The organism is Streptomyces sp. NPDC002577 (assembly GCF_053594815.1).
Genome location: NZ_JBSFWK010000003.1, coordinates 18,934 through 37,861 on the forward strand (window position 1 = coordinate 18,934; position 18,928 = coordinate 37,861).

Consider the following 18,928-nt stretch of genomic DNA (forward strand, 5'->3'; position numbering starts at 1 on the left):
CGATCTCCCGGAATCCGAGCAAGCCGGCACGCAATTCAGACCGCGACCACGGGAGTTCCGTCTTGGCCATGCCGAATCGATCCTCGTCACCCTCGACGACCAAGCACATTTTCGTCACCGGGGGCGTCGCCTCCTCCCTCGGCAAGGGCCTGACCGCCTCCAGCCTGGGCGCGCTGCTCAAGGCGCGTGGTCTGCGGGTCACGATGCAGAAGCTCGACCCGTACATCAACGTCGACCCCGGCACGATGAACCCCTTCCAGCACGGTGAGGTGTTCGTCACCAACGACGGCGCCGAGACCGACCTGGACATCGGTCACTACGAGCGCTTCCTCGACGTCGACCTCGACGGGTCCGCGAACGTCACCACCGGTCAGGTCTACTCGACCGTGATCGCCAAGGAGCGGCGCGGCGAGTACCTGGGCGACACCGTGCAGGTCATTCCGCACATCACCAACGAGATCAAGCACCGCATCCGCCGTATGGCCACGGACGACGTCGACGTCGTGATCACCGAGGTCGGCGGCACGGTCGGCGACATCGAGTCGCTGCCGTTCCTGGAGACCGTCCGCCAGGTCCGCCACGAGGTCGGCCGGGACAACGTCTTCGTCGTGCACATCTCGCTGCTGCCCTACATCGGCCCGTCCGGCGAGCTGAAGACCAAGCCGACCCAGCACTCCGTCGCGGCCCTGCGCAACATCGGTATCCAGCCGGACGCCATCGTGCTGCGCGCCGACCGTGACGTGCCCACCTCCATCAAGCGCAAGATCTCGCTGATGTGCGACGTCGACGAGACCGCCGTCGTGGCCTGCGTCGACGCCAAGTCGATCTACGACATCCCGAAGGTGCTGCACACCGAGGGCCTGGACGCCTACGTCGTGCGCAAGCTCGACCTGCCGTTCCGCGACGTCGACTGGTCGACCTGGGACGACCTGCTCGACCGCGTCCACAAGCCCGAGCACGAGGTGTCCCTCGCGCTCGTCGGCAAGTACATCGACCTGCCCGACGCCTATCTGTCGGTCACCGAGGCGCTGCGCGCAGGCGGTTTCGCCAACAAGACCCGCGTGAAGATCAAGTGGGTCACCTCGGACGACTGCAAGACCCCGGCGGGCGCCGCCGAGCAGCTCTCCGACGTCGACGCGATCTGCGTTCCCGGTGGCTTCGGCGACCGCGGTGTGAGCGGCAAGGTCGGCGCGATCAAGTACGCCCGCGAGAACAAGATCCCGCTGCTCGGCCTCTGCCTGGGCCTGCAGTGCATCGTGATCGAGGCCGCGCGCAACCTCGCGGACATCCCCGACGCCAACTCCACCGAGTTCGACGCCGCCACCGCCCACCCGGTGATCTCCACCATGGCCGAGCAGCTCGACATCGTCGCCGGTGAGGGCGACATGGGCGGCACCATGCGCCTCGGCATGTACCCGGCGAAGCTCGCCGAGGGCTCGATCGTGCGCGAGGTGTACGGCGGCAAGGAGTACGTCGAGGAGCGCCACCGCCACCGCTACGAGGTGAACAACGCCTACCGCGCGGAGCTGGAGAAGAAGGCCGGCCTGCAGTTCTCCGGCACCTCGCCGGACGGCAAGCTCGTCGAGTACGTCGAGTACCCGCGCGACGTCCACCCGTACCTGGTCGCGACCCAGGCGCACCCCGAGCTGCGCTCGCGTCCGACCCGGCCGCACCCGCTCTTCGCCGGCCTCGTCAAGGCGGCCGTCGAGCGGCAGAAGGCCGCCCGCAAGACGGGCAAGACCGGGAAGTAACACAGGGGCGATACGGTTGCCGGGGTACGCGCTTTCGGGCGACGTGCCCCGGTTTCTGTATTTGTTCGGTATTTGTTCTGTGTGTTGCGCGTGCTGTTTGGCCGTGCGCGTCGAGGAGGGCAGGTCGACATGACGATCAAGGACACCGCCGAGGAGTGGGAGATCCGGGCGACGGACACCCCCTTCGTCGGCAACAAGACCTCCGTCCGCACCGACGACGTCGTCATGCCCGACGGAACGGTCGTCCGCCGCGACTACCAGGTCCACCCCGGATCCGTGGCCGTTCTCGCCCTCGACGAGCAGAACCGCGTCGTCGTCCTGCGCCAGTACCGGCACCCGGTGCGGCAGAGGCTCTGGGAGATCCCCGCCGGGCTCCTCGACGTACCCGGCGAGAACCCCCTGCACGCCGCGCAGCGCGAGCTCTACGAGGAGGCGCACGTCAAGGCCGAGGACTGGCGCGTGCTGGTGGACGTCTACACGACGCCCGGCGGCTGCGACGAGGCCGTCCGCATCTTCCTCGCCCGCGAGCTGTCCGAGGCCGACGGCGACCGCTTCGAGGTCGAGGACGAGGAGGCCGACATGGAGCTGGCCCGTGTGCCGCTCGACGAGCTGGTACGTGGCGTCCTCGCCGGAGAGCTGCACAACAACTGCCTGGTCGTGGGCGCCCTTTCGCTCACCGCGGCGCTGAACGGCGACGGTCTGGACAGCCTGCGTCCGGCCGAGGCGCCGTGGCCTGCCCGGCCTTTCGAGGCCTGAGCGTCTGCGGGTTCGCTCAGGGTTCGCCACCTGCCGGTGGGTGGTTCTGTCGTGCGCGTCTGCGGGTCCGCTCCGGTTCGCCTCCGGCCGGTGGGTGGGTCGGGGTCGCGCCGGGATGTACTCCCCCAGTGCCTTAAGGGCCTGGGAAGTACCCCCAGCGGGCGCACATCCCGGCACGTCCCCTTCGGCCGCATGGCGCCTGCCGGTCGAGGGGGCACTGCGGCCGGCCTCGTGTGCGAGGCCGTCGGCGGCCTGGCGGCGACCATTCCGTCGAGCGAACGACCGCCGATCCGACGATCGGTTGATCCGATCGAGGGACGTACCCGTCGTGCTCCCAGGGGATCGTTGCAGAGCGTGAACTACCCTCGGGAAACGCCCCGACCGAAAGTCCCGGCGGGATCGTGTGCGCAGTTTGACGGGAGCGTGGCCCGTGGCGGATCAGGCGGTGGACACCGACGGCGCGGAAGTGCCGGGGGAAGGGCGGCAGTCGGCTGCCGGGTCCGCTCCTGGGGAGCATCCCGCGTATTCTCCTGAAGTTCCGACGAGCAGTCAGTTCCTTGGTCGCACAAGGGAGTTGAAAGAACTCCGTGCGGACATCGAGCGCGCCGGGCTCGACACCATCGCGGGGCGCAAGGCGCCCCGCGCCCGCGTGCTGCTGATCGCCGGAAAGCCCGGCTCCGGCCGCACGGCGCTCGCCGAAGAGCTGGTACGGCAGGTCGCGGGCCGTTACCCGGACGGTGTGCTGCGGGCCAGGTTGACCGAGCCGGGCGGACTTGCGGTGCCCACCGGGCGTACGGCCCGCGAACTCCTCGACGTCCTCGACCTGCCCGCCCCGCCCGGAGCCGCGGAGGACGACCTCACCGAGGCGCTGCGCGAGGCCTTCGCCGACCGCCGCGTGCTGTTGCTCCTTGATGACGCCGCGGATGCCGAGCAGGTCGACGCGCTGCTGCCGGACAACCCCGACTGCCTCGTCGTCGCGGTCTCCGGCGGGCCGTTGACCGGGATCCCCGACGTACGGCCCTGCACGGTCGGTGGCCTCGACATCAAGTCCGCGGTCGAACTCCTCGGCCGGTTCACGGGATCGGTCCGTATCACCTGCGACCCGCACGCCGCGGAGACCCTCGTCGAGCAGTGCGGCGGGCAGCCCGCGGCGCTGCTCCTCGCCGGCGGCTGGCTCGCGGCCCGCCCCCAGGCGTCGGTCGCCGACCTGGCCAAATGGCTGTGCAGCGAGACCGAGGAAGGTCCCGCGCTGGAGCGGGTCTTCCAGCACGCGTACGTGGCGCTCCCGTCGGTCGCCGCGCGGACCCTTCGGCTGCTGTCGCTCGCGCCCGCCGGCCTCGTCGACCCGCACACCGCGTCCGCGCTCGCCGGCTGCTCGGTCTCCACGGCCCAGGCGAGGCTGGACGAGTTCGCCGAACTCGGGCTGGTCCGGCCCGTCACCTCGCGGCTGCCGCAGTACGAGGTGCCCGGCTGTCTGATGCCGCTGCTGCGGGAGCTGACCGAGTCGCTGGACCGCCCCGGCGAGGTGCAGCTGGCCCGCGCCCGCATGCTGGAGCGGACCGTACGGCTGCTGCAGTCCTGCCGCGCCACCACCGAACCCGAGGGCTCGCCCGCCCGCAAGAAGCTCGCCGGACTGCCCCGTGCTCTGCGTTTCCCGAGCCCCGCTGCCGCCGCCGAGTGGCTGCGGGTCCGGCAGCCCGCGCTGCTGGCCGCGGCCCGGCTCGCGGTCGCCGACGGCGAGCTGGACACGCTTGCCCGGCGGCTGATGGCGGCCCTCGTGCGGGCACTCGTCGCACACCGCGGCACGGAGGCGGCCGCCCCCGAGCTGTACGGCATCCACGGGCTCGTACTCGATGTCGCCGAGCGCCGGGACCTCCACCGCGAGCAGGCCGCGGCGCTGCTGAACCTCGCGGACCTCGACGCCCGGACGGGCCGTACGCAGCAGGCGCTGGCCCGCTACAGGGCGGCCCTGGACGCCGGACGGCAGGCGAACGACCCGTATGCGACCGGCCGCGCGATGGAATCCGTAGGGGGCGCCTACCAGCAGCTCGGGGACTGGCAGCGGGCCGCCGACTGGTACGGGCGCGCCCTGGCGCAGCGGCTCACCAACGGCGAGCGCGGCGACGCGGCCCGGCTGTACGGGCGCCTCGGCACTGTGCACACCTACGCGGGCCGCTACCGCGAGGGGCTGCGCAACTGGCGTTCGGCGGTCGCCGCGTACCGCAGGGCGGGCGATGTGCCCGCGCTGGCACGGGCGTTGAGCGAGATGGCGCGGGTGCAGGAGTACGCGGGGCGGCCGGAGGAGTCGCTGCGTACCTGCCACGAGGCCGTGGAGCGGGCGCGGCACGCGCGCGATCGACGGCTGCAGGGCGCGCTGCAGCTCCGGCTCGCCGACACGCTGGAGCGGCTCGGGGACCCCGCCGCGGCACGGATGCACCGGGGCGTGGCCGAGCGGATGCTGGGGCCGGAGATCCAGGGGAACGGCCCGGAGCGGCAGCAGGGCCCCGGACGGCACGAGGCCAGGACGGACGGCGACGGTCCGGGGCGCGTGGAGCGGGCCGCCGGGCAGGGCCCGTCGGACGCGGACGCCTCGGCAGGCGCGGACGCCTCGGTGGGCACGGAGGACGAGCTGGAGGCGGGGCAGGAGGCCTGCAGGACGACGGGCTGAGCGCCCGACGGACCTGGGTATCAATGGCGCAGACCTCTAACACCTACGAAATCCGTAGTACATCTGCGAGAGATTGATGCATTGAAAGGCTAGACAGTCGGAAATCCTTCATTAGACTGGCTCCGCCGCCTACTTTTGCGGTGTCTCCCGATGCACCCCTGTGTATACGGGTATGTGTTGCATTGCCCGAAACATCCCAGAGCCAAGGACCGTGATCGACGATGAAGGTCGGCATCCCCCGCGAGGTCAAGAACAACGAGTTCCGCGTGGCCATCACCCCGGCCGGTGTGCATGAGCTCGTGCGCAACGGCCACCAGGTCGTCGTCGAGCGGAACGCCGGTGTCGGCTCCTCGATCCCGGACGACGAGTACGTGGCCGCCGGGGCGCAGATCCTGGAGACGGCGGACGAGGTCTGGGCCGTGGCCGACCTGGTGCTCAAGGTCAAGGAGCCCATCGCGGAGGAGTACCACCGCCTCCGCAAGGACCAGACGCTCTTCACCTACCTGCACCTCGCCGCGTCCAAGGAGTGCACCGACGCGCTTCTCGAATCGGGCACCACCGCGATCGCGTACGAGACCGTCGAGCTGCCCAGCCGCGCGCTGCCGCTGCTCGCCCCGATGTCCGAGGTCGCCGGGCGCCTCGCCCCGCAGGTCGGCGCCTACCACCTGATGGCCGCGAACGGCGGCCGCGGTGTGCTGCCGGGCGGCGTCCCGGGTGTGCCGGCCGCGAAGGCCGTCGTCATCGGCGGCGGTGTCTCCGGCTGGAACGCCGCGCAGATCGCCGTCGGCATGGGCTTCCACGTGACCCTGCTCGACAGGGACATCAACAAGCTCAAGGAGGCCGACAAGGTCTTCGGTACGAAGATCCAGACCGTCGTCTCCAACGCCTTCGAGCTCGAGAAGGCATGCCTCGACGCCGACCTCGTCATCGGTGCCGTGCTCATCCCGGGTGCCAAGGCGCCGAAGCTGGTCACCAACGAGCTCGTCTCGCGGATGAAGCCGGGAAGTGTCCTTGTCGACATCGCGATCGACCAGGGCGGCTGCTTCGAGGACTCGCGTGCCACCACGCACGCCGAGCCGACCTTCCGCGTGCACAACTCGGTCTTCTACTGCGTCGCCAACATGCCCGGCGCCGTCCCGAACACCTCGACGTACGCGCTGACCAACGCCACCCTCCCGTACATCGTGGAGCTCGCGAACCGCGGCTGGGTCGAGGCGCTGCGCCGTGACGCGGCGCTGGCCAAGGGCCTCAACACGCATGACGGCAAGGTGGTTTACCGCGAGGTGGCCGAGGCGCACGGCCTGGACCACGTCGAACTCGAGTCCCTGCTCGGCTGACCGTCAACGGCCTACGTCAACACCGCTCACCCGGCCGGACCTTGCCCGACAAGGTCCGGCCGGATGTGTGTCGGCTCACTTTGCGAGACTCGCTCAACTTGCCTCGAACGTAGCGGTTCAACCGATTCGTACACCCGCGAAACACGGCCAGTGACTGCTGTACGCCCTTGACAGAGGGGTGTTCGGTTGCCGACACATCGGGCCGGGTCCGGTGGATTGTGTTGCTGCGGACCGGTGACACGCCATAGAGTCGCCAATCGTCGGCATGGTGCCACGCTGACCTATCTAGAAGTTTCCTGGTCACCAAGGAGGTAAGACGACTTGTGAATGAGTCGACATTTACTCCCGGGGGTGGTCAACCAGGAATGCCTGCGCAGGGCCCAGGGCCCACGGGGCTCGAGGCTGTCGGCTCCGTCGCTGTCCGTACCTTCGCAGCCCACCAGAGTCCCCGGATGACTCAGACAGCACACCAGAGCATGGATGGCCATCACGTGAACGCCATGGCCGGCAACGGAAACGGCGAGGTCCGCAACCACTTCGCCGACTACGACGAACTGCCCGACGGGCACTTCTACGACCCGGACGCCGAATACGAGCCCGACCCCGAGTACGCGGCCACGCTCGCGCCCGACGCCGCGCGCCAGCGCCGCGAGCGCATCGGCCCGACCGGCCGCCCGCTGCCCTACTTCCCGATCCCGGGCCCGCTGACCGACCACGGTCCCGCGAAGATCATCGCGATGTGCAACCAGAAGGGCGGCGTCGGCAAGACGACGTCGACCATCAACCTGGGCGCCGCGCTCGCCGAGTACGGGCGCCGGGTGCTGCTCGTCGACTTCGACCCGCAGGGCGCGCTGTCCGTGGGCCTCGGCGTGAACCCGATGGAGCTCGACCTCACGGTCTACAACCTGCTCATGGAGCGGGGGATGTCCGCCGACGAGGTCCTCCTGAAGACCGCCGTCCCGAACATGGACCTGCTGCCCAGCAACATCGACCTCTCGGCCGCCGAGGTGCAGCTGGTGAGCGAGGTCGCGCGGGAGTCGACGCTCCAGCGCGCCCTGAAGCCGCTCATGGCCGACTACGACTACATCGTGATCGACTGCCAGCCCTCGCTCGGCCTGCTGACCGTCAACGCGCTGACCGCGGCCCACAAGGTGATCGTGCCGCTCGAGTGCGAGTTCTTCGCGCTGCGCGGTGTCGCGCTGCTCACCGAGACCATCGAGAAGGTCCAGGAGCGGCTCAACCCGGAGCTCGAGCTCGACGGCATCCTCGCCACGATGTACGACTCCCGGACCGTGCACAGCCGTGAGGTCCTCGCGCGGGTCGTCGAGGCGTTCGACGATCACGTCTACCACACGGTCATCGGCCGCACGGTCCGCTTCCCGGAGACCACCGTCGCCGGTGAGCCGATCACCACGTACGCCTCCAACTCCGTCGGTGCCGCCGCCTACCGCCAGCTCGCCAGGGAGGTGCTCGCCCGGTGTCACGCCGAGTGAGTCTGCCGGGGGCCGACGAACTGTTCCGTACGACCGGGGGAATGGCGCTCCAGGCGTCCACCCCGAGGCGCCCGGTCAACGGCGAGGCCAGGGTGCCCGCTCCGGCGGGCGAGAGCGACGCCGCTGCCGCCGCGGAGGACGCGCAGTCGCAGTCGGCGGGTGCGACGGCGCGGGGCGGCGACGGCCGCGAGAGCGCCGAGCATGCCGCCGCGGACATCGAGTCCGAGGCGGGCGAGTCCCGCAGCCGCTCGGCTGCGGCGGAGAGCGAGCGGGCGACGGGGGGCCGCCGGGCGCTGAAGGAGGGGTCCGCTTCCGCGGCTGCGGGGGCCGGGGGGCAGTCGGCGGGCGGATCTGCGGAGTCTGCCGCATCCGGTGCCGCGCGGCGGCGCAGCCGGGCGGCCGCGCGCAGGCCCAGTGGGCGCGAGCGCCACGACGAGAAGATCACGGTGTACGTGTCCGCCGAGGAACTGATGGACCTCGAGCATGCGCGGCTCGTGCTGCGCGGGGAGCACGGGCTGGCGGTGGACCGCGGGCGGATCGTGCGGGAGGCTGTCGCCGTCGTCCTCGCGGATCTCGAGTCGCGGGGGGACGCCAGCATTCTTGTGCGGCGGCTTCGGGGGCGGTAGGGGGTAGGCGGTAGCCTGCGGGTTCGTATGCGGGCCTGCGCCCGTGCCTCCTTCGTACGCTGCGTACTCTCTGCCCTGGATCGTGATGCCGCCGACCTCTGACGACTCTGTTCCGTCGGCTCGGGCTGCCCGGAGGCGGGTTTTGGGGCGGGGGCCGGGGGTGGCGCCGGCCGAGGCGCCGCCGGTGCCTCCTGCGGAGGCTGCTGAACCGCCTTCGGCGGAGAGTCCGGCCGTGGCCGAGGTTCCTGGGGCCGGTGCGGACCGTGGTGGGTTGTGCCCACCCGTTCCGCCCAGCGGAACGCCTGCCCACAACCTTGAGGCGGCGCCCGCCGACACCCCTGCGGCGTCCGTCAGTGAGCCGTCGGACGGGAAGTTCAAAGTTCGGCTGGCGAACTTTGAAGGGCCCTTTGATCTGCTTCTGCAGTTGATCGCCAAGCACAAGCTCGATGTCACCGAGGTCGCGCTGTCCAAGGTGACCGATGAGTTCATGGCGCACATCCGGGCCATGGGGCCGGACTGGGATCTCGACCAGACGACCGAGTTCCTCGTCGTGGCGGCCACACTCCTGGATCTGAAGGCGGCGCGGCTGCTGCCCACGGCGGAGGTCGAGGACGAGGCCGACCTCGCGCTGCTCGAGGCCCGTGACCTGCTCTTCGCGCGTCTGCTGCAGTACCGCGCGTACAAGCAGATCGCGGACATCTTCAGCGGGCGGCTCGACGACGAGGCGCGGCGCTACCCGCGTACCGTCGGCCTCGAACCGCACCACGCCGAGCTGCTGCCCGAGGTCGTCATCACCATCGGTGCCGAGGGCTTCGCCAAGCTCGCCGTGAAGGCGATGCAGCCGAAGCCCAAGCCGCAGGTGTACGTCGACCACATCCACGCGCCGCTGGTGAGCGTGCAGGAGCAGGCCGGGATCGTCGTGGCGCGGCTGCGGGAGCTCGGCGAGGCCAGCTTCCGCACGCTCGTGGAGGACACCGACGACACACTCACCGTCGTGGCCCGCTTCCTGGCCCTGCTGGAGCTGTACCGGGAGAAGGCCGTGGCGCTGGACCAGGAGACGGCCCTCGGCGAGCTGCTGGTGCGCTGGACCGGTGGGGACGGCGACGAGCAGCCGAGGGTGACGGACGAGTTCGACCGCCCGCCCGAGGAAGCCAAGGACGACGGGAAGACACAGGGCGGCGAAGCCGAGGACGAGGAGGAGAAGGCGTGAGCGAGGAGACGACCGAGAGCCCGGCCGGACTGCGTACCGTCGCGGACCTCGAGCTCAAGCCCGCCCTCGAGGCCGTCCTCATGGTCGTCGACGAGCCCGCGACCGAGGAGCACCTGGCCAAGATCCTGGAGCGGCCGCGGCGGGCCGTCGCCGACGCGCTGCGCGAGCTCGCCGACGAGTACACCGTGCAGGGCCGAGGCTTCGAGCTGCGGCTTGTCGCGGGCGGCTGGCGGTTCTACACGCGCCCCGAGTACGCGCCGGCCGTCGAGGGCTTCGTCCTGGACGGCCAGCAGGCGCGGCTCACTCAGGCCGCGCTGGAGACGCTCGCCGTCGTCGCGTACCGCCAGCCGGTCAGCCGTTCCCGGGTCTCCGCGGTGCGCGGCGTGAACTGTGACGGCGTGATGCGGACCCTCCTCCAGCGCGGTCTGGTCGAGGAGGCGGGCGCGGAACCCGAAACAGGTGCGATCCTGTACAGGACGACGAACTACTTTCTGGAGCGGATGGGCCTGCGCGGCCTGGACGAGCTCCCGGAGCTCGCGCCCTTCCTCCCGGAGGCAGAGGCGATCGAGGCCGAGACGCTGGAAGGGGTTCCGTCATTCGATCCGGATGCACCGGATCCGGATTCAGACGTACGCGACACGACGACGACGGAACTTTGATGCGAAGCAGCGGCAGGAACAGCAGCGGACGCGGCAACTACCGGGGGGCCGGTAACGAGCGCGACGACAAGCAGAAGCGCGCGGGCCGCCCCCGTCCCGAGGAGCGCCGCTACAACGTCGGCGGTTCCGGCGGCGAGGAGCCCAAGAAGGGCCGCGGCGCCGCGGCCCGCGGTGGCGCCAAGGGCGGCCCCAAGCAGTCCCAGCAGGGCGGCGGCCGTACGGCTCCGGCGCGCTCCCGCGAGTACGAGACCCGTGCCGAGGAGCGCAACCGCGAGCGGTACGCGGGCAAGAAGGACATCAAGCTGCCCAAGACCTTCCCGGGCGCCGAGCAGGAGGGCGAGCGGCTGCAGAAGGTCCTCGCCCGCGCCGGTTACGGCTCGCGGCGTGCGTGCGAGGAGCTGATCGAGCAGGCGCGCGTCGAGGTCAACGGCGAGATCGTCCTCGAGCAGGGCCTGCGCGTCGACCCGGAGAAGGACGAGATCAAGGTCGACGGGCTGACCGTGGCCACGCAGTCGTACCAGTTCTTCTCGCTGAACAAGCCGGCGGGCGTGGTCTCCACGATGGAGGACCCGGAGGGGCGCCAGTGCCTCGGGGACTACGTCACCAACCGCGAGACGCGCCTCTTCCACGTCGGGCGGCTCGACACCGAGACCGAGGGCGTCATCCTGCTCACCAACCACGGTGAGCTGGCCCACCGGCTGACCCACCCGAAGTACGGCGTGAAGAAGACCTACCTCGCGCACATCGTCGGCCCGATCCCGCGCGATCTGGGCAAGCAGCTGAAGGACGGCATCCAGCTGGAGGACGGGTACGCGCGCGCGGACCACTTCCGCGTCGTCGAGCAGACCGGCAAGAACTACCTGGTCGAGGTGACCCTCCACGAGGGCCGCAAGCACATCGTGCGCCGCATGCTCGCCGAGGCGGGGTTCCCGGTCGACAAGCTGGTACGCGTCGCCTTCGGGCCCATCGCGCTGGGCGACCAGAAGTCGGGCTGGCTGCGGCGGCTGTCGAACACCGAGGTCGGAATGCTGATGAAGGAAGTCGACCTGTAGGTCTCCACCCTGTAGGTCACCCGGTCATATGGCGGCCGGTTCCCGTGGTGACGGGAACCGGCCGCCTTCTTGTGCCCGCACACTCCCGCTGTTTATAGTCGTTACGACTATTAAGGGGGTGGGCGGATGATGCGGGGCTACGACAAGCACGCCTTCGAACCCTTCGCCGTCACCGTCGACCTCGCCGTCTTCACCGTCCGCGCGGGCGAACTCCAGGTGCTGCTCGTCGAGCGCGGGCAGGACCCGTACGCGGGCTGCTGGGCGCTGCCGGGCGGCTTCGTCCTGCCTCATGAGTCCGCCGAGACGGCCGCCCGGCGCGAGCTCGCCGAGGAGACCGGGCTCGCGGACGTGTCCGGGCTCCACCTGGAGCAGCTGCGCACATACAGCGAACCCGGCCGCGACCCGCGGATGCGCGTCGTCTCCGTCGCGTACGCCGCGCTCGTCCCCGACGTGCCGGAGCCCCGCGGCGGCGGCGACGCCGCACAGGCACGATGGGTGCCCTACAGCAAGTCCGGGCCGCTCGCCTTCGACCACGACCGGATCCTCGCCGACGCCCGTGACCGCGTCGGCGCCAAGCTCGAGTACACCTGCCTCGCCACGTCGTTCTGCCCGCCCGAGTTCACGCTCGGGGAGCTGCAGCAGATCTACGAGACGGTCTGGGGCACCGAGCTCGACCGCCCCAACTTCCGGCGCAAGGTTCTTGCCACACCCGGCTTCGTGGAGCCGGTCCCCGGTGCCGCACGGCTGACCGGAGGCCGCGGCAAACCCGCCGCGCTCCACCGTGCCGGCACCGCCACCACCCTGCACCCCCCGCTTCTGCGACCGGAAGGACGGCCTTCATGACCTCGACGACTGCGGCACGGAGGACCGATGTGAAGCGCGCCGCGACCGGGTCCCTCATCGGACTCGCTCTCGGGGACGCCCTCGGTTTCCCGACGGAGTTCAACGACGTACCGTCGATCCTTGCCAAGTGCGGCCCGTGGCGTGGGATGAAACTCCCGAAGCCGGCGATCGTCACCGACGACACCCAGATGACGCTGGCGCTCGGGCGCGGCCTGCGCACCGCGATGGACCGCGGGCCGCTCGCTCCGCAGCAGATGGAGCGGCCGGTACGCGAGGAGTTCGTGAAGTGGTACCGGTCGCCCGAGAACAACCGCGCCCCGGGCAACACGTGCCTGGCCGCCTGCAGTCTGCTGGAGGCGGAGGGCCGGATCTGGCAGGAGGCCAGCCAGATCCACTCCAAGGGCTGCGGCGCCAACATGCGGGTCGCTCCTCTCGGGCTGATACGGGGGCTCAGCGACGAACAGCGCGCGGGCGCCGCCCAGTTGCAGTCGGCCCTCACCCACGGCCACCCCACAGCGCTCGCCGCGTCCGACCTCACCGCGCACGCCGTACGGCTGCTGGCGCAGGGCGCCGAGCCGACGGGCCTCGTCGGGCTGCTGCGTTCGTACGCGTACGACAACCGCAACCGCTACCACGAGCGCTGGCTCGGCGGGCTGTGGACCCGGAGCCAGGACCCCAGCCCCGAACACTTCATCGCACGCGGCTGGGACGAGTGTCTGGCGGCCCTGGAACGCCTCCAGCACGCGCTGCGCGACCCCTCGCCCGAGACCGACCCGTGCCTGGCCACCGGAGCGGGCTGGATCGCCGAAGAGGCGCTCGCCACCGGCCTGCTGTGCTTCCTGCTCTTCGTCGACGAGCCGGTCACCGCACTGCGCCGGGCCGCCTGCACGTCCGGGGACTCCGACTCGATCGCCTGCCTCGCGGGGGCGTTCGCGGGCGCGCACCTGGGCGCCGAGGCCTGGCCCCGGGAATGGGCCGAGCGGATCGAGTACGGCAGCGAGCTGGTGACACTGGGGGCGCTCTGGGACGCGTGACGACCGATCAGTGCCGGCGCAGGAGGCCCCGGTCGCGTGCGACGCCCTGGTCGTACTCGTCGGCCGGGTCCGCCTCCCGTGCTGACGCACGGCGGACCCGGACCAGGAAGTCCTCCACCCGGGCCTTGTCCGGCTCCGGCGGGAGCGGGCTCCGGGCGGCCGCCTCGTCCGCCTCGGCGGCCAGGCGGGCCATGCGTGACTCGACCTCCGGCCAGGGGATCTCGCCGCGCTTCACCGCGAGCAGCGGCCCGCGCTGGTCGCCGACATCGATCGTCAGCTCGCCGGTGCGCAGGAGGTCCCGGCAGCTCGCCAGCAGCCGGAGCAGATGCATGGCGTGCTTCCAGCGGGGCGCGCCGTGCTGTCGTACGTCCGCCTCCAGCTTTCTGCGCTGGCCGAGGGCGTAGCCGGTGAACGTCTCGTGGGCCCGGCGGGACAGGAACGCGCCACGGAGGGCCAGGAGCTCGCGGCCCGTCTCGTCCGCGTACTCGACGAGCGGGGAGTGCAGGCACTCCAGGATGTTCGGGTTGGCGCGCAGCGCCAGCTCGCAGAAACGCTCCAGTTCCCACGAGAACTGCTCCTCCGCCGGGCCGTCGACGTGGGCAGGCGGCTTCTCGAAACGCCAGAACAGCCGCGTCGGCGCCAGGAAGACACCACGGCGGTCGGTGTCGCTGCCGTCCGTGGCCAGGCCGAAGGCGCGCGAGCCCGTCACACAGGCGTAGACCGTGTGGTGGAGTACGAGGTCCTCGGGGAGCATGCGGGGGAGCGTACGCGCGCGGGCGCCCGAGGCGGATCGAATTTTCCGCACAGGTGATCATCCGCGCGGCGCCCGTCTCGGCACGCGGGCGCCGCGCACGCGCGCGTGCGCCGCTGACTAGGCTGGCGGCACAGACATGCAGACGCATGCAGCAGGCAGGCAGTACGTACGCGAGCAAGGAGCAACACCGTGGCGGTACGAGCGGTCCGGGGCGCCGTCCAACTCGAGCGGGACGAGGCCGGGCACATGGACGAGCAGGTCAGCGAGCTGCTCACCGCCATCCTGAACCGGAACGGACTGACCGCCGACGACCTGATCAGCATCTGGTTCACGGCCACCCCCGATCTGCACAGCGACTTCCCGGCGGCCGCCGCCCGCAAGCTGGGCATCGTGGACGTGCCGCTGATCTGCGCGCAGGAACTCGACATCGAGGGGGCCATGCCCCGCGTTGTCCGTGTCCTCGCACACATCGAGTCCGACAAGCCCCGGTCCGAGATCGCGCACGTCTACCTCGGCGCCGCGGCCGCACTCCGCAAGGACATCGCCCAGTGAGAACCGCCCTCGTCATCGGAACCGGCCTGATCGGCACCTCCGCCGCCCTCGCGCTCGCGGGCCGCGGCGTCACCGTCCACCTCGCCGACCACGACCCGGAGCAGGCCCGCACCGCCGCAGCGCTGCGCGCCGGCACGGACGAGGCGCCCGAGGGTCCCGTCGACCTCGCGATCGTGGCCGTACCGCCCGCGCACGTCGCCGCGACGCTCGCCGACGCGATGCGCAGGGGCGTGGCCCACGGCTACCTCGACGTGGCCAGCGTCAAGGGCGGCCCGCGCCGCGACCTGGAGGCGCTCGGCCTGGACCTGTCCGCGTACATCGGTACGCACCCCATGTCCGGCCGTGAGAAGTCAGGGCCGCTCGCCGCCACCGCCGACCTCTTCGAGGGGCGCCCGTGGGTCCTCACGCCGACCCGCGAGACCGACACCGAGGTGCTCAACCTCGCCCTGGAGCTCGTCGCGCTGTGCCGCGCCGTCCCCGTGGTCATGGACGCCGACGCCCACGACCGCGCCGTGGCGCTCGTCTCGCACATGCCCCATCTGGTGTCCGGCATGGTCGCGGCCCGCCTGGAGCACGCCGAGGAGACCGCGGTGCGCCTGTGCGGTCAGGGCATCCGCGACGTCACGCGTATCGCGGCCTCCGACCCGCGGATGTGGATCGACATCCTGTCGGCGAACCCCGGGCCGGTCGCCGACGTGCTCGCCGACGTCGCCGCCGACCTCGACGACACGGTGCAGGCCCTGCGCGCACTCCAGTCCTCGGACGAGGCCAAGCGCCGCGAGGGCGTCACGGGCATCGAGCAGGTGCTGCGCCGCGGCAACAGCGGCCAGATCCGCATCCCCGGCAAGCACGGCGCAGCCCCGGCCGCGTACGAGAGCGTCGTCGTCCTCATCAACGACCAGCCGGGCCAGCTGGCCCGCATCTTCGCGGACGCGGGGATGGCAGGGGTCAACATCGAGGACGTGCGGATCGAGCACGCGACGGGACAGCAGGCGGGGCTGGTGGAGCTGATGGTGGAGCCGAAGGCGGCGCCGGTGCTTACCGCTGCGCTGCGGGAGCGGGGGTGGGCGATCCGGCAGTAGCCGGCTCGCTTCGGCCTGGCGGCCCACAGCGGTGGGGTGCGTCCGGCTCCCAGGGCGGTCCGTAATGCGAGGTCCGGGGAGACAGTAACCTTGTGCGGGGCGCGATCGTGTCCCGTGCCAGCCCACCACCCCGTATCAGGAAGGTGTCCTTCGCCGTGGAAACCGCCGCCCGGACTGCCCAGGCCGTGATCGTAGCCATCGACGGTCCCTCCGGCACGGGCAAGTCGAGCACCTCCAAAGCCGTCGCCGCGCAGCTCGGCCTCAGCTATCTGGACACCGGCGCCCAGTACCGGGCGATCACCTGGTGGATGGTGAACAACGGGATCGACATCGCCGACGCCGATGCGATAGCCGCCGCGGCCGGCAAGCCCGAGATCATCTCGGGTACGGATCCGTCCGCGCCGACGATCATCGTCGACGGCACCGACGTCGCCGGCCCCATCCGCACCCAGGAGGTCACCTCCAAGGTCAGTGCGGTCAGCGCGGTCCCGGAGGTGCGCGCCCGCATCACCGAGCTGCAGAGGTCCATCGCCGCGGCGGCCGAGAACGGCATCGTCGTCGAGGGCCGCGACATCGGCACGACCGTGCTGCCCGACGCGGACCTCAAGGTCTTCCTCACCGCCTCCGCCGAGGCGCGGGCCGCCCGCCGCAACGGCGAGCTCAAGGGCAAGGAGGCCGCCGACCTCGCCGCCACCAAGGCAGCGCTGATCAAGCGGGACGCGGCCGACTCCAGCCGCAAGACCTCGCCGCTCGCCAAGGCCGACGACGCGATCGAGGTGGACACCTCCGACCTCACGCTGCAGCAGGTCATCGAGTGCGTCGTCACGCTCGTCGAGGAGAAGCGGGCCGGGAAGTGACCGCGGCGGAGAGCGCCACGGCGTCCCGGCGGGGCGCCGAGGTCGGGCGCCGTATCGGCGTAGGACTCATGTACGGCCTGTGGAAGCCGCGCGTCCTGGGCGCCTGGAAGGTCCCCGCGACCGGCCCGGCGATCCTGGCCGTGAACCACAGCCACAACATCGACGGCCCGATGGTCATGGGCGTCGCGCCCCGGCCCACGCACTTTCTGATCAAGAAAGAGGCGTTCGTCGGCCCGCTCGACCCGTTCCTGCGCGGAATCGGCCAGCTGAAGGTGGACCGCACGAGCGCCGACCGCACCGCGATCACGGACGCCCTCGGGGTCCTGGCGAGCGGCGGCGTCCTCGGCATCTTCCCCGAGGGCACCCGGGGCGACGGCGACTTCGCCTCGCTGCGGGCCGGCCTTGCGTACTTCGCGGTGCGCAGCGGGGCACCGGTCGTGCCGGTCGCCGTCCTGGGAAGCGCCGAGCGCCGTGGACGGTTGATAGGGGGGCTGCCTCCGCTGCGCAGCCGCGTCGACGTCGTCTTCGGCGACCCGTTCGAGGCGGGCGACGGCAGCGGGCGGCGTACGCGCAAGGCGCTCGACGAGGCGACCGTGCGCATCCAGGGACAGCTCACCGCGCACCTGGAAAACGCCAGGCGTCTGACCGGACGCTCAGCGACACTTTGAGTAGTGGACCGCCCCTGGCGGTCCACCGATCACCACGATGAACGACGAGGTACGGACTTCATGAACGACCAGATCCAGCCCGAGGGCTCGGCGGAGCACGAGCACGGGGCGCTTGGCGACGCCGAGTACGCGGAGTTCATGGAGCTCGCCGCGGAAGAGGGCTTCGACATCGAGGATGTCGAGGGCGCGATCGAGGCTGCCGGGCACGGCCCGCTGCCGGTCCTCGCCGTCATCGGCCGCCCGAACGTCGGCAAGTCGACTCTGGTGAACCGCATCATCGGCCGCCGCGAGGCCGTCGTCGAGGACCGGCCGGGCGTCACGCGCGACCGTGTGACGTACGAGGCCGAGTGGGCGGGCCGCCGCTTCAAGGTCGTCGACACCGGCGGCTGGGAGCAGGACGTCCTCGGCATCGACGCCTCCGTGGCCGCCCAGGCCGAGTACGCGATCGAGGCCGCCGACGCGGTCGTGTTCGTCGTCGACTCCAAGGTCGGCGCCACCGACACCGACGAGGCCGTCGTACGGCTGCTGCGCAAGGCGGGCAAGCCCGTCGTGCTGTGCGCCAACAAGGTCGACGGACCGAGCGGCGAGGCCGACGCGGCCTACCTGTGGTCCCTGGGCCTCGGCGAGCCGTACGCGGTCTCGGCCCTGCACGGCCGGGGCACCGGCGACATGCTGGACCGCGTCCTCGAGGTGCTGCCCGAGGCCCCGGCCCAGACCTTCGGCACGGCGGTCGGCGGCCCCCGCCGCATCGCGCTCATCGGCCGCCCGAACGTCGGCAAGTCCTCGCTGCTCAACAAGGTCGCGGGCGAGGAGCGCGTGGTCGTCAACGAGCTCGCGGGCACCACCCGCGACCCGGTCGACGAGATGATCGAACTCGGCGGCAAGACCTGGAAGTTCGTGGACACAGCGGGCATCCGCAAGCGCGTCCACCTCCAGCAGGGCGCCGACTACTACGCCTCGCTGCGCACCGCCGCCGCCGTCGAGAAGGCCGAGGTCGCCGTCGTCCTCATCGACGCGACCGACACCATCAGCGTCCAGGACCAGCGCATCGTCACGATGGCCGTCGAGGCGGGCCGCGCGCTCGTCCTCGCGTACAACAAGTGGGACACCCTCGACGAGGAGCGCCGCTACTACCTGGAGCGGGAGATCGAGACGGAGCTCGGGCAGGTCGCCTGGGCGCCGCGGGTCAACGTCTCGGCGCGCACCGGCCGTCACATGGAGAAGCTCGTCCCGGCGATCGAGACGGCCCTCGAGGGCTGGGAGACCCGCGTTCCGACGGGCCGGCTGAACGCCTTTCTCGGCGAGCTGGTCGCCTCCCACCCGCACCCGATCCGCGGCGGCAAGCAGCCGCGCATCCTGTTCGGTACGCAGGCCGGGACCAAGCCGCCGCGGTTCGTGCTCTTCGCCTCCGGCTTCATCGAGGCCGGCTACCGGCGCTTCGTGGAGCGCCGGCTGCGTGAGGAGTTCGGGTTCGAGGGGACGCCGATCCACATCTCTGTGCGGGTGCGGGAGAAGCGCGGCCGGAAGAAGTAGGCGGAACGAAAAAAACGGCCGGAACGAACCGGCCGTAGAAGTCGAGCGGGCGC

Annotated in this window: 17 protein-coding genes; 16 read left to right on the forward strand and 1 reads right to left on the reverse strand. The window is 71.1% G+C overall.

What is annotated here, in order from left to right; all coding sequences use genetic code 11:
• Nucleotides 1-68 precede the first annotated feature (68 nt).
• The 11 genes from ACWD4J_RS05745 to ACWD4J_RS05795 all read left to right on the forward strand — a co-directional run bounded on the left by ACWD4J_RS05745 (nt 69) and on the right by ACWD4J_RS05795 (nt 13,429).
• A complete protein-coding gene (locus tag ACWD4J_RS05745; RefSeq protein WP_451394040.1) occupies nt 69-1,751 on the forward strand; it encodes a CTP synthase in 1,683 nt (560 codons plus the stop codon).
• A gap of 129 nt (nt 1,752-1,880) precedes the next feature.
• Nucleotides 1,881-2,507 (forward strand): NUDIX domain-containing protein, encoded by a 627-nt coding sequence (locus tag ACWD4J_RS05750; protein ID WP_451394041.1) that lies wholly within the window; start codon nt 1,881-1,883, stop codon nt 2,505-2,507.
• 430 nt (nt 2,508-2,937) lie between these two features.
• Nucleotides 2,938-5,175, forward strand: coding sequence for a tetratricopeptide repeat protein (locus tag ACWD4J_RS05755; protein ID WP_451394042.1), 2,238 nt, complete (start codon nt 2,938-2,940; stop codon nt 5,173-5,175).
• Between the two features lie 221 nt (nt 5,176-5,396).
• Nucleotides 5,397-6,512, forward strand: coding sequence for an alanine dehydrogenase (ald, locus tag ACWD4J_RS05760; protein ID WP_451394043.1), 1,116 nt, complete (start codon nt 5,397-5,399; stop codon nt 6,510-6,512).
• Between the two features lie 365 nt (nt 6,513-6,877).
• Entirely contained in the window at nt 6,878-8,005 is a 1,128-nt protein-coding gene (locus ACWD4J_RS05765; protein ID WP_451394044.1) for a ParA family protein, read from the forward strand.
• Entirely contained in the window at nt 7,990-8,631 is a 642-nt protein-coding gene (locus ACWD4J_RS05770) for a hypothetical protein (protein WP_451394045.1), read from the forward strand. The genes ACWD4J_RS05765 and ACWD4J_RS05770 overlap by 16 nt, the downstream gene beginning before the upstream one ends.
• Nucleotides 8,632-8,716: 85 nt before the next feature.
• Nucleotides 8,717-9,841 (forward strand): segregation and condensation protein A, encoded by a 1,125-nt coding sequence (locus ACWD4J_RS05775; RefSeq protein ID WP_451394046.1) that lies wholly within the window; start codon nt 8,717-8,719, stop codon nt 9,839-9,841.
• Nucleotides 9,838-10,500 (forward strand): SMC-Scp complex subunit ScpB, encoded by a 663-nt coding sequence (scpB, locus tag ACWD4J_RS05780; protein WP_451394047.1) that lies wholly within the window; start codon nt 9,838-9,840, stop codon nt 10,498-10,500. Before ACWD4J_RS05775 ends, scpB begins: the two co-directional genes overlap by 4 nt.
• Entirely contained in the window at nt 10,500-11,552 is a 1,053-nt protein-coding gene (locus ACWD4J_RS05785; protein ID WP_451394048.1) for a pseudouridine synthase, read from the forward strand. The genes scpB and ACWD4J_RS05785 overlap by 1 nt, the downstream gene beginning before the upstream one ends.
• A 129-nt stretch (nt 11,553-11,681) precedes the next feature.
• Nucleotides 11,682-12,395, forward strand: a complete 714-nt coding sequence (locus tag ACWD4J_RS05790; RefSeq protein WP_451394358.1) for an NUDIX hydrolase — start codon at nt 11,682-11,684, stop codon at nt 12,393-12,395.
• Nucleotides 12,392-13,429 (forward strand): ADP-ribosylglycohydrolase family protein, encoded by a 1,038-nt coding sequence (locus ACWD4J_RS05795; RefSeq protein ID WP_451394049.1) that lies wholly within the window; start codon nt 12,392-12,394, stop codon nt 13,427-13,429. The genes ACWD4J_RS05790 and ACWD4J_RS05795 overlap by 4 nt, the downstream gene beginning before the upstream one ends.
• 7 nt (nt 13,430-13,436) lie before the next feature.
• Here ACWD4J_RS05795 and ACWD4J_RS05800 read toward each other — a convergent pair whose 3' ends face one another.
• Nucleotides 13,437-14,183, reverse strand: coding sequence for a nucleotidyltransferase domain-containing protein (locus ACWD4J_RS05800; RefSeq protein WP_451394050.1), 747 nt, complete (start codon nt 14,181-14,183; stop codon nt 13,437-13,439).
• A gap of 189 nt (nt 14,184-14,372) precedes the next feature.
• On the opposite strand from ACWD4J_RS05800, the gene aroH reads away from it, so the two are divergent.
• The 5 genes from aroH (at nt 14,373) to der (ending at nt 18,875) form a co-directional block, all read left to right on the forward strand.
• Complete coding sequence (aroH, locus tag ACWD4J_RS05805) at nt 14,373-14,735, forward strand: chorismate mutase (protein WP_451394051.1); 363 nt, start codon at nt 14,373-14,375, stop codon at nt 14,733-14,735.
• A complete protein-coding gene (locus ACWD4J_RS05810) occupies nt 14,732-15,817 on the forward strand; it encodes a prephenate dehydrogenase (protein WP_451394052.1) in 1,086 nt (361 codons plus the stop codon). The genes aroH and ACWD4J_RS05810 overlap by 4 nt, the downstream gene beginning before the upstream one ends.
• Before the next feature lie 155 nt (nt 15,818-15,972).
• Nucleotides 15,973-16,674, forward strand: coding sequence for a (d)CMP kinase (gene cmk, locus ACWD4J_RS05815; RefSeq protein ID WP_451394053.1), 702 nt, complete (start codon nt 15,973-15,975; stop codon nt 16,672-16,674).
• Nucleotides 16,632-17,342: a lysophospholipid acyltransferase family protein gene (locus ACWD4J_RS05820; protein WP_451394054.1), complete on the forward strand. Its 711-nt coding sequence runs from the start codon at nt 16,632-16,634 to the stop codon at nt 17,340-17,342. Before cmk ends, ACWD4J_RS05820 begins: the two co-directional genes overlap by 43 nt.
• A gap of 60 nt (nt 17,343-17,402) precedes the next feature.
• The gene (gene der, locus ACWD4J_RS05825; protein WP_451394055.1) at nt 17,403-18,875 is read left to right on the forward strand and encodes a ribosome biogenesis GTPase Der; all 1,473 of its coding nucleotides are present in this window, start codon (nt 17,403-17,405) and stop codon (nt 18,873-18,875) included.
• The last annotated feature ends 53 nt before the right edge of the window (nt 18,876-18,928 follow it).